This is a genomic window from Streptomyces jumonjinensis (assembly GCF_009600885.1).
Taxonomy (GTDB): Bacteria; Actinomycetota; Actinomycetes; order Streptomycetales; family Streptomycetaceae; genus Streptomyces; species Streptomyces jumonjinensis.
This window is the reverse complement of sequence record NZ_VCLA01000073.1, coordinates 14,246-24,123: the sequence shown is the minus strand read 5'-3', so window position 1 is coordinate 24,123 and position 9,878 is coordinate 14,246. Positions and strand designations below refer to the sequence as shown.

The window sequence follows — 9,878 nt, the reverse complement described above, 5'->3', positions numbered from 1 at the left end:
TGGCCTCGTTGGCGAGCCGGTCCGCGTGCTTGTTCTTCTCGCGCGGGATCCACTCATAGGTCACGGACGACGCGGGGAAGACCCGCGCCGCCTGCGCCGCCAGCGGCTTCATATCCGGGTGCTTGATCTTCCAGCGGCCCGACATCTGCTCGACCACCAGCTTGGAGTCCATGCGGACATGGACCTTCGCCTCGGGGTCGAGCGCGTACGCCGCCTTCAGGCCCGCGACCAGCCCCTTGTACTCGGCGACATTGTTCGTCGCGACGCCGATGTACTCGGCGGCCTCGGCCAGCGTCTCCCCGCTCGCCGCGTCGATCACCACCGCGCCATAGCCCGCGGGGCCCGGATTGCCCCGGGAGCCGCCGTCCGCCTCGACGACGAACCCGCGCATCAGATGCCGGACTCGGCGGTACGGATGAGAATGCGGTGGCAGTTCTCGCAGCGCAGCACGGTGTCGGGCGACGCCTTGCGCACCTCGTTCAGCTCCGTGATGTTCAGCTCGATGTGGCAGCCCTCACAGCGGCGCTGGTAGAGACGGGCCGCGCCCACGCCGCCCTGCTGGACGCGGAGCTTCTCGTACAGCTTGAGAAGATCGGCGGGGACGGCGGCGGAGACGGCCTCGCGGTCCCGGGTCACCGAGCCGGTCTGGGCGTCCAGCTCCGTCTGGGCGGTGTCGCGGCGGGCGGTGGCGTCGTCCGTCTTGGTCTGGACGGCCGAGACCCGGCCGGTGAGCTCGGCGAGCCGCTCCTGCACGGACTCGCGGCGCTCCATCACATCGAGGACGACGTCCTCCAGGTCGCCCTGGCGCTTGGCGAGGGAGACGATCTCGCGCTGGAGGTTCTCCAGGTCCTTGGGCGAGCCCGCGCCCGCGTCCAGGCGCTGCTGGTCGCGGACGGCGCGCTGGCGCACCTGGTCGACGTCCTGCTCCGCCTTGGTCTGCTCGCGGGCGAGGTCGCTCTCCTGGGTCTGGGCTGCGACCAGCAGATCACGCAGCTGGATGAGGTCCTTGGTGAGCGATTCGATCTCGGCGTGCTCGGGCAGCGACTTGCGCTTGTGCGCGAGCTGCGACAGGCGTACGTCGAGCGCCTGGACTTCGAGGAGGCGGATCTGGTCGGCGGGCGCGGCGTTCAGTTGGGGGCTCCAGGAGAAGAGAATCGGGATGACCAGGGATCGGTGACCGTGTGGGAGACATGGACTCTGAGGTTCCAGCCATGGCGGTCGGAAATCTCGTCGAGCTGGGTGGCCGCCAGCTCGCACCAGGGCCATTCGGTGGCCCAGTGCGCGGCGTCCACCAGCCCGAGCGGGGACTGCTGGGTGGCCTCGGAGACGGGGTGGTGGCGCAGGTCCGCGGTGAGGAAGGCGTCCACGCCCGCGGCCCGTACGGCGTCGAACAGGCTGTCGCCGGAGCCGCCGCTGACCGCGACCGTGCGGACGACGGCGGCCGGGTCGCCCGCGACGCGGACGCCCTGCGCGGTGGCGGGGAGACGCTTCGCGGCCCGCTCGGCGAACTCGGCGAGGGTCTCGGGGTGGTCCAGCTCGCCGACGCGGCCGAGGCCGCGGCGGCCCGAGGGGTCGGTGGGGTCGGGGACCAGAGGGCGTACGACGCGGAGGTCGAGGGCTCCGGCGAGGGCGTCGGAGACCCCGGGATCGGCGGTGTCCGCGTTGGTGTGGGCGACGTGCAGGGCGATGTCGTTCTTGATGAGGGTGTGGACGACCCGGCCCTTGAAGTGATCGGCGGCGACCGTGGTGGTGCCGCGCAGATAGAGGGGGTGGTGCGTGACGATCAGCTGAGCGCCGAGCTCGACCGCCTCGTCGGCGATCTCCTGCACGGGGTCCACCGCGAACAGCACCCGGCGGATCTCCGCGTCGGGATCGCCGCATACGGTGCCGACGGCATCCCACTGCTCGGCGCGCGAGGGGGGCCAGAGGGCGTCGAGGGCGGCGATGACTTCAGACAGACGGGGCACGCGAACAGGTTACCCGCGCGGAACGGCCCCTTGTCTGGGACCCGGGACCTCTCGTCCGGATCCCGCCGGGCTCGCGCCCCCGGCGGGACGCCTGTCCCCCATACGCCCCACGGGACAACCGAGGTTCCATGGGGCGTATGGGGGCCCGCAGGTCACCTGATACCCCTGCGGGCCCAGGGCGCTCCCCGGTCCGCCAGCACAACCGCCTCACCTTCCTCAGCCGAACACCGCACCGGCCACCCTTATGTGTGAAGAGACGGTTCTCCTGTTGTTCGGCAGGAAGTACGAAACCTAGCTTCGTGGCTGGAGGTGACGAACCGATGACAGTCTGTGCCATCGAGAGCGCCGCGGAGAGTACGTCCGTGAGCGGCCCGGGGATCACGATCACCGCGGACGGCGCGTATGCCGCCCGGCTCGCGGGAGAGGGCGAGGATCTCTATCCGGAGCGGTGGACGCTGGACGGTCCCGAGCCCTACGCGGTGCAGCTGCCGCTGGCCCAGCCCGAGGAGCGGGGCACCGATGTGCTCCCGCTGTCGGACGGGCGGGTGCTGATCCGGCGGAGCGTGGCCGGGCGGCAGCTGTTCTCGCTGGTGTATCCGACCGGCCCGGGCACGGGCGAGCTCCCGCTCGGCGGGATCGAGACGGCCTCTCTGGTGCTGCTGCCGCCGTCGCCGGACGGGCGGAGGGCGTACGCGCTCGTCCCCGGGCCCCGGTCGACGGCCGTCTGGCTGGTGGTCGGCGGGGCGTTCGGCCCGGAGCATGTCGCGGAGGTGGCGGGCCGCTGCTCCGGCGGGGTGTGGCTGGACCGGACGGGGCGGATGCTGGCGCTCGACCGGGAGCAGGGCGCGGGCGGTCCGGTGAAGGCGGTGACGGTGGATCTGGAGCGCGGCGGCGAGACGACCGCGCTGCTCCAGATCGCGGAGGGGAGCGATGACCGGCTGCTGCTGGCGGACCCCGACAGCGGGCTGCTGCTGATCCGTTCGAACGCGGCGGGCCACGACCGGCTGGGCTGGGGAATCATGGGGAGCACGCTCCCGGTGCGCTTCCCGGAGAGCCTGCGGCTCCCGGACTGCGCGGTACGGCCGTTCGCCGTGCAGCCGGGGCAGACACTGGAGCCGGGGCGCTGCGGGGTGGCACTGTGGATCGAGGGGGCGGCGGGCAGCAGGCTGGGTCTCTGGCAGCCGTCGGGCGGGCGGCTGCGTCAACTGGCGGCGCCCAGGGGGTGGCTGGCGGGCACCGGGGTCTGGGACGCCCGGGGGGCGCTGAGGCTGCCGTATGTCTCGGGGGGACGGGGTGAGTGCGGGCTGGCCCGGCTGGACGCGGCGGGGCTCTTCGCGCGGGAGGCCGCCGCCCGGGGGAACGGGGCGCAGGGGGAACAGGGGGCGTCGCCAGCGGGGGAGACCGGCCCGGGTGAACCGCGTGAGGCGCGCAGACCTGTGCCTTTGCAGCAGGCACCGCTGATGGGCCGGAAGGGGCTTGGCTAAACTTTGCGCCCTGCGAAGTTCACACTGTTCAGCGATTACACGACGGGGGAAGTTCCCACATGTCTGAAGCCCGGACCGATACGGCTGAGGCCCGTCCGCACGGGATCGAGGGATCGGATAACGAAGGCGCCGGCAAGCACCGGGGGGTCGCGGCGGCGAGCGAGGATTCTGCCGCCAGGGAGCCGCACGGCAGGCACCGCAGGCCGTCATCGGACGCGGCGGCCTGAGCGACTCGCCGCCCGCACCGAGGCCCAGGGCCCGTCCCGCACCAGACACGGGGCGGGCCCTGGGCGTCCGGGCCCGGGGGACCGCACCAGACACGGGCCGGCTCAGGCTCAGGCCCTCCCGGAAGCCCTGAGCCCTGAACCTGCCCGGGAGCCCCGGACCCCCGAGCCTCATCCGCCTCGTTTCAGCCGCAGAATCTCCGCCGCCGCGAAGGTCTCCCCCCGCGGCCGGACCGCGTAATGCGGCGTCAGCACCGCGTCCAGCTCGTCATAGGTGAACGCCTCCTTCGCGGTGTCGAACCTCGCCGACACCCTCGGCCGCTCCACGATCGCCACCATCCCCCCGTGCACCACCAGCAACTGGCCGTTCACCGCAGCGGCGGCGGGCGACGCCAGATAGCCCACCAGCGGTGACACATGCTCGGGCGAGAGCGGGTCCAGCTCCCCGGCGGCCGGCTCCCCGAAGCCCGCGAAGACGTCCTCCGTCATCCTGGTCCGCGCCCTGGGGCAGATCGCGTTCACCGTGACGCCGTACTTCTCCAGCGCCAGCGCCGTCGAGGTCGTCAGCCCGACGATCCCCCCCTTGGCCGCCGCGTAGTTGGGCTGACCGGCCGAACCCGCGACGAACGCCTCCGACGAGGTGTTGACGATCCGGCCGTACACCGGACCGCCCGCCGCTTTCGAGCGCTCCCGCCAGTGGGCCGACGCGAAGTGCGTGGTGTTGAAGTGGCCCTTGAGATGGACCCGTACCACCGAGTCCCACTCGCTCTCGCTCATCGAGAAGATCATCCGGTCGCGGAGAATGCCCGCGTTATTGACCAGGATGTCCAGCTTTCCATAGCCGGATACGGCCAGTTCGACCAGTTCGCGGGCCTGGTCGTGGTCGGCGACGTCGCCATGGTGCGCGAGCGCCGAACCGCCCGCCGCGCGGATCTCCCCGGCCACCGCCTCAGCCGGGGCCGCCGAGCCCTCCCCCGAGCCGTCCCGTCCCGGGCGGCCGTAGTCGTTGACGACCACGCTCGCGCCGAGGCGTGCCAGTTCGAGCGCTTCGGCGCGGCCGAGACCACGGCCCGCGCCCGTGACGATCGCGGACAGGCCGTCGAGTGGCAGAGACATCGGGTTCCTTCTCCTTCAGGTCGCGGCAACGCACGCGGGCGGACGGTTCGAAGCGCTCGGATCGCGGTGTACGGCTCGGATCGCGGTGTACGGCTCGGATCGCGGTGTACGGTTCGACGCGCTCGGATCACGGCGGACCGTTCGACGCGCTCAGATCTCGATGCAGGTGCGCAGCGCGGTGCCCGTCCGCATCTGCTCCAGCGCGTCGTTGATCTCCGCCAGGGGCACCCGGTGGGTGATCATGTTCTCCAGGTCGATCCGTCCCGCCCGCCAGAGCGCGATCGCCCGCTCATAGGAGGCGAGCACATCCCCGCCCCCGTACAGCGACGGCAGTATCCGCTTCTCGTCGAAGAACAGCTCGAACATGTTGAGCTGGAGGAAGTCGTCCATCGCGCCCGCGCCGACGACGCAGAGGGTGCCGCCGCGCCGGGTGTTCTCGTACGCCGTCCGCGCCGTGGCGGACTTGCCGACCACCTCGAAGACATAGTCGAAGCCCTCGCTCCCGGCGACGCGCTTCCTGGCGTCGCCGAGTCCGTCCGGCGACACCGCCTCGGTCGCCCCGAAGCGGAGGGCGGCCTCGCGCCGGGAGGCGATCGGGTCGACGGCGACGATCTGCGCCGCGCCCTTGAGCCGTGCGCCCTGGATCGCCGCGATACCCACCCCGCCGCAGCCGATGACCGCGACCGATGAACCGGCGGCCACATCGGCGGTATTGATCGCGGCGCCGAGGCCGGTGGTCACTCCGCAGCCGATCAGCGCGGCGATGTCGAAGGGCAGATCGTCGGGGATCGGCACCGCGCAGGAGGCGTCGATGACGACCTCCTCGGCGAAGGTGCCCGTGCCCGCGAAGCCGAAGACGTCGCCGCCGGGGCGCTGGAAGTTGGGGGTGCCCGCGTTCCTGAACCCGGCCAGGCAGAGCTGGGTCTGGCCGCGCTTGCAGGAGGGGCAGCTTCCGCAGGAGGGCAGCCAGCAGACCAGGACCCGGTCGCCGGTCCTGAGATGGGACACCCCGTCGCCGACCTCGGCGATCTCGCCCGCGCCCTCATGGCCCGGGATGAACGGCGCGGGCTGGGGCAGTACGCCGGTCATCGCGGAGATGTCGGAGTGACACAGGCCCGTGGCCCGGATCCGGACCCGCACCTTGCCCGGGCCGAAGCCCACGGCCTCCACGTCGTCGAGCACTTCGAGCTTGCTCTGTCCTGTCTCGTGCAGTACGGCTGCGCGCACGGCGCGGCTCCTCTCGTATGGTCTGGGGCGGGGGTTTCAGAGGTGCTCTACGACGGTGTGGGTGAGCACCGGTGCGCCGTCCCGTTCGACGGCGTCGACCGCGACGCCGATCCGGCCCTCACCGGCCCACATCCGGATCCGCAGGGTCTCGCCGGGGAACACCGTCCCGGCGAAGCGCGCGCGGTACGAGCGGACGCGGGCGACCTCTCCGCCGAGCAGGGTGTCGACCACGGCCTTGAGGGCCATACCGTAGGAGCAGAGCCCGTGCAGAATGGGACGGTCGAACCCGGCGCGCGCGGCGAAAGCGGGGTCGGCGTGGAGCGGATTGAGATCGCCGGAGAGCCGGTAGAGCAGCGCCTGGTCCTCGCGGACCGGCCGCTCGACGGTCTTGTCCGGTTCGGCGGTCATATCCGGTTCGCCGGACGATCCGGTACGGACGGAGGGGCCGGTACGGACGGAGGGGCCGCGCTCGCCGCCGAAGCCGCCCTCTCCCCGTACGAACACCTCGGACTCGCTCGTCCAGAGCGGGCCGTCGGCGTCGGACGCCTCCGCGCGCAGCACCAGGACCGCGGCCTTGCCCTTGTCGTAGACGGCGGCGATCCGCGACGCTGAGACGGCGGAGCCCTGGACGGGAATGGGCCGGTGCAGTCTGATGCTCTGGCCGCCGTGGAGTACGGAGGCGAGGTCGATGTCGACGCCCGGGGTGCTGAGCCCGCCCACGATGCCTCTGCCCGCGCCCGCGACGGTGGCGAAGCTCGGCAGCACATGGAGCCGGGACTCCAGGGTGTAGCGCAGTTCGTCCGGGTCGGTGGCGGGGACTCCGGCGCCGAGGCCGAGATGGTAGAGCTGGACGTCTCTGCGGTCCCAGCTGATCTCGGCGCTGCGGGGTGGCGCGGCGACGGCCCGGGCGGGATCGATGGGCATATGACTGCTGCTCCCTTGCTGGCTCCGCTGCTGTTCCGCTGCTGTTCCTGAGGGTGCTCCGCTCATGCTCGGGCGACTGGCGCGGTGAAGACCTCGGCGCGGCCGTCCGCACCGTCGACCGCGCCGAGGCCGTACAGGGCCGGCCCGGCGCCCGTTCTAGAACGCGTTCTAGGGTCGGCCGATCCTATGTATAACGCAGGCCCCACCACTTGTGAAGAGCGCCCGCGGCACGCACTGACGGTATGTCAGATATGCGCTGGGCGGTATATCCCGGACGGGGCGCGGGGGCGCGGGGGCACGCCCGGCCCGGGTCCGCGGCCCGGGTCCGGGCCGTGGACCCTGGCCGCGCCTACGATGGCGCCGTGGACGAGATGCCCCGGGACCACCGCCCCGCCAAGTCCGTACGCGTCCTGCTCGCCGAGGACCCGGATCTGCCGAGCGGCGCGCTCGCGATACTGCTCGGCCTTGAGCCGGACATCGAGGTGGTCGCCCAGGTGGGCCGGGGCGACGAGGTCACCCGTACGGCCCTGGGCGTGCGCCCCGATGTGGCCCTGCTGGACATCGAGCTGGCGGGGCTCAGCGGTCTGGACGCCGCCGCCGAACTGCGGGACGAGGTCCCGGACTGCCGGGTACTCCTTCTCGCGACCTTCGGCCGTCCGGGGTATCTGCGGCGGGCGATGGCGGCCGGCGCCGCCGGATTCCTGGTGAAGGACGGGCCGGTGGAGGAGCTGGCGCGGGCCATCCGGCTGGTGCTGACCGGCGAGACCGTGATCGATCCCGCGTTCGCGGCGGCCTCGCCGGACGAGGGGCCGGTCGCGGAAGCGGCGCCCTGAGCGCCTTCCGAGCGCCTTCCAAGCGCCTTCCAAGGTGTCTTCCGAGGTGTCTTCCGAGGTGTCTTCCGAGCGCCCCCTGGCGGCGGGCCGCCGCGAACCCGCTACGACTGGGCCGGATCGGGCGCCGGTCGAGGGGCCTGCGGCTGCTCGCCCGGATGCGGCTGCTCGGCGCAGCGCGGCAGCCAGAGCAGGCTCAGCACCGCGCAGGCCAGCAGCAACCCCGTGCCGACCCGGAAGGCCAGCGCGTACCCCGCCACCAGATCCGCCGGGTCGGCGCTGCCCGCGGTACGGGACGCGGCGACCGTGGAGAGCACCGCAAGACCCAGCGCGCCGCCCATGGTGCGCGAGGTGTTGATCATCCCGGAGACCAGGCCCGCGTCGCCCGGATCGGCGCCGGACGTGGCGAGGACGGCGAGCGGGGTCGCGGCCAGCCCGATGCCCATCATCATCAGCACGCCAGGGCCGAGGATCGTGGCCAGATAGCCGCCGTCCACGGTCATCAGGGACTGCCAGCCGAAGCCCGCGGCGGCCATCAGCGCTCCGGCGGCGGCGACGTTCACCGCCCCGGCCCGCGCCATCAGCCGGGGGGCAAGCGTGGAGCCGAGCAGCACGCTGACGGAGCTGGGGATGAGCGCCAGACCCGCTTCCAGCGGGGTGTAGCCGAGCACGTTCTGCGCGTACACCGTCATGAAGAACCACATGGCGAAGGACGCCGAGCCACAGAGCGACATCGTCACATTGGCCGCCGAGACGGCCCGGGAGCGGAAGAGTTTCAACGGCATCAGCGGCGCGGCGGTCCGTGCCTCCACCAGAGTGAAGAGCCCGAGCAGGGCGAGGCCGCCGAGCAGGGGCAGCAGGGTCGCGGCGGCGGTCCAGCCCGATTCCTCCGTCTGGACGATGCCGTACGCGAAAGCCGCGAGACCGCCCGTGACCAGGACCGCGCCCGGCAGATCGAGCCGGCGGGCCGCGCCGTTCCTGCTCTCCGTGAGCCAGAGGGCCGCGCCGAGCAGCACCAGGGCCCCGATCGGGACATTGATCAGCAGCACCCATCGCCAGTTGAGCAGATCGGTCAGCAGACCGCCGACGAATCCGCCGGCCGCGCCGCCCGCCGCGCCCACCGCCGACCAGGTGCCGATCGCCCGGGTGCGCGCGGGCCCCGGGGGCACGGCGGCGGTCACGATGGTGAGGGTCGCCGGGGCGAGCACGGCCGCGCCCAAGCCCTGCACCGCGCGGGCGACGAGCAGCTCCCAGCCCTCCTGGGCGAGCCCGCCCGCGAGGGAGGCGGCGGTGAAGAGGCCGAGACCGAAGAGAAACGTCCGCTTACGCCCGAAGATATCGGCGGCCCGGCCGCCGAGGAGCATGAAACCGGCGAACGCGATGGAGTAGGCGTTGAGCACCCACTGGAGTCCGGTGGTGGAGAGTCCGAGGTCGGCGCGCATCGAGGGCAGCGCCACATTGACGACGGAGACGTCCAGAACGACGAGGAACTGTCCGGCACAGGCGGCGGCGATCACCAGCCAGGTGCGGGTGGGGCGGGCGGGGGATACGGGTATTCGGGACTTCTCGACTTCCGAGGGGGCCTGGACCATGACTGTCATGTTCTCAGCCCCGGCCGAGTCCGCACATCCGCACCGGGATGTACGGGCGCGGAATGCGCGGCGCGGGCTGGGCGGGGGCCGCGCCTTGCGCGGGTGCTTCGGGGTGGGGCTGGGGTGCGGTGTGCCGGGGTCCGGGGTCCGCTCCGGGCCGCTCCGTGGGGCCTGTTCTGGGCTGGGGCCGGTGGGGTAGGTGCGGTGTCCGCTCCGGGGTGGTGCCGGGACTCATGATTTACGGGCGCGTTTCCAGTCCTTGTTCGATGGCGGGCCTCCTTCGCGCCACAAATCACGTTTTACGTCCCGGCACCACCCCTGCGCGGCCCCCTCCCCTGAGACCTCAAACCCGCCGATCCTGGAAGAACCAGCCCGTCCGGCGATTGAGGACGGACCCCGCACCCAGGGACCCCGCACACTCCGCCCCCGGCAAACCCAGCCCCTTGGGGGTCCCCCCGGACGAAGTCTGGGGAAGATTGAGGAGCGGGGAGCCAAAATCAGCCCCGTGGGGGTC

At 72.3% G+C, this 9,878-nt stretch carries 8 protein-coding genes and 1 pseudogene; 2 read left to right on the top strand and 7 right to left on the bottom strand.

What is annotated here, in order from left to right; all coding sequences use genetic code 11:
- The 3 genes from FF041_RS09165 to FF041_RS09155 form a co-directional block, all read right to left on the bottom strand.
- Positions 1-391: reverse transcriptase-like protein (locus FF041_RS09165; protein WP_153521872.1), on the bottom strand; the 391-nt coding region annotated here is incomplete at its 3' end.
- The gene (locus tag FF041_RS09160; protein ID WP_194291974.1) at positions 391-1,131 is read right to left on the bottom strand and encodes a zinc ribbon domain-containing protein; all 741 of its coding nucleotides are present in this window, start codon (positions 1,129-1,131) and stop codon (positions 391-393) included. The genes FF041_RS09165 and FF041_RS09160, both read right to left, overlap by 1 nt.
- The gene (locus FF041_RS09155) at positions 1,128-1,967 is read right to left on the bottom strand and encodes a Nif3-like dinuclear metal center hexameric protein (protein ID WP_323371717.1); all 840 of its coding nucleotides are present in this window, start codon (positions 1,965-1,967) and stop codon (positions 1,128-1,130) included. The genes FF041_RS09160 and FF041_RS09155 overlap by 4 nt, the downstream gene beginning before the upstream one ends.
- Before the next feature lie 320 nt (positions 1,968-2,287).
- Here FF041_RS09155 and FF041_RS09150 point away from each other — a divergent pair, with 320 nt between their 5' ends.
- Positions 2,288-3,451, top strand: coding sequence for a hypothetical protein (locus tag FF041_RS09150; protein ID WP_153521870.1), 1,164 nt, complete (start codon positions 2,288-2,290; stop codon positions 3,449-3,451).
- Positions 3,452-3,846: 395 nt separating this feature from the next.
- Here FF041_RS09150 and FF041_RS09145 read toward each other — a convergent pair whose 3' ends face one another.
- The 3 genes from FF041_RS09145 to FF041_RS09135 all read right to left on the bottom strand — a co-directional run bounded on the left by FF041_RS09145 (position 3,847) and on the right by FF041_RS09135 (position 6,942).
- Positions 3,847-4,791: a 3-oxoacyl-ACP reductase gene (locus FF041_RS09145; RefSeq protein ID WP_153521868.1), complete on the bottom strand. Its 945-nt coding sequence runs from the start codon at positions 4,789-4,791 to the stop codon at positions 3,847-3,849.
- A gap of 150 nt (positions 4,792-4,941) precedes the next feature.
- The gene (locus FF041_RS09140) at positions 4,942-6,018 is read right to left on the bottom strand and encodes a Zn-dependent alcohol dehydrogenase (RefSeq protein WP_323391493.1); all 1,077 of its coding nucleotides are present in this window, start codon (positions 6,016-6,018) and stop codon (positions 4,942-4,944) included.
- 36 nt (positions 6,019-6,054) lie between these two features.
- Positions 6,055-6,942: a MaoC/PaaZ C-terminal domain-containing protein gene (locus FF041_RS09135; protein ID WP_153521866.1), complete on the bottom strand. Its 888-nt coding sequence runs from the start codon at positions 6,940-6,942 to the stop codon at positions 6,055-6,057.
- A 371-nt stretch (positions 6,943-7,313) separates the two neighbouring features.
- On the opposite strand from FF041_RS09135, the pseudogene FF041_RS09130 reads away from it, so the two are divergent.
- Positions 7,314-7,754, top strand: a pseudogene (locus FF041_RS09130) (response regulator); the annotation flags it as partial.
- Positions 7,755-7,876: 122 nt separating this feature from the next.
- Here the strand turns inward: FF041_RS09130 and FF041_RS09125 are convergent.
- The gene (locus FF041_RS09125; protein ID WP_153521864.1) at positions 7,877-9,373 is read right to left on the bottom strand and encodes an MFS transporter; all 1,497 of its coding nucleotides are present in this window, start codon (positions 9,371-9,373) and stop codon (positions 7,877-7,879) included.
- Between the last annotated feature and the right edge of the window lie 505 nt (positions 9,374-9,878).

Bases quoted from the DNA above. Each gene is read 5' to 3' on its own strand.
- FF041_RS09125 (WP_153521864.1), bottom strand. From the start codon at position 9,373: ATGACAGTCATGGTCCAGGCCCCCTCGGAAGTCGAGAAGTCCCGAATA.
- FF041_RS09135 (WP_153521866.1), bottom strand. From the start codon at position 6,942: ATGCCCATCGATCCCGCCCGGGCCGTCGCCGCGCCACCCCGCAGCGCC.
- FF041_RS09145 (WP_153521868.1), bottom strand. From the start codon at position 4,791: ATGTCTCTGCCACTCGACGGCCTGTCCGCGATCGTCACGGGCGCGGGC.
- FF041_RS09150 (WP_153521870.1), top strand. From the start codon at position 2,288: ATGACAGTCTGTGCCATCGAGAGCGCCGCGGAGAGTACGTCCGTGAGC.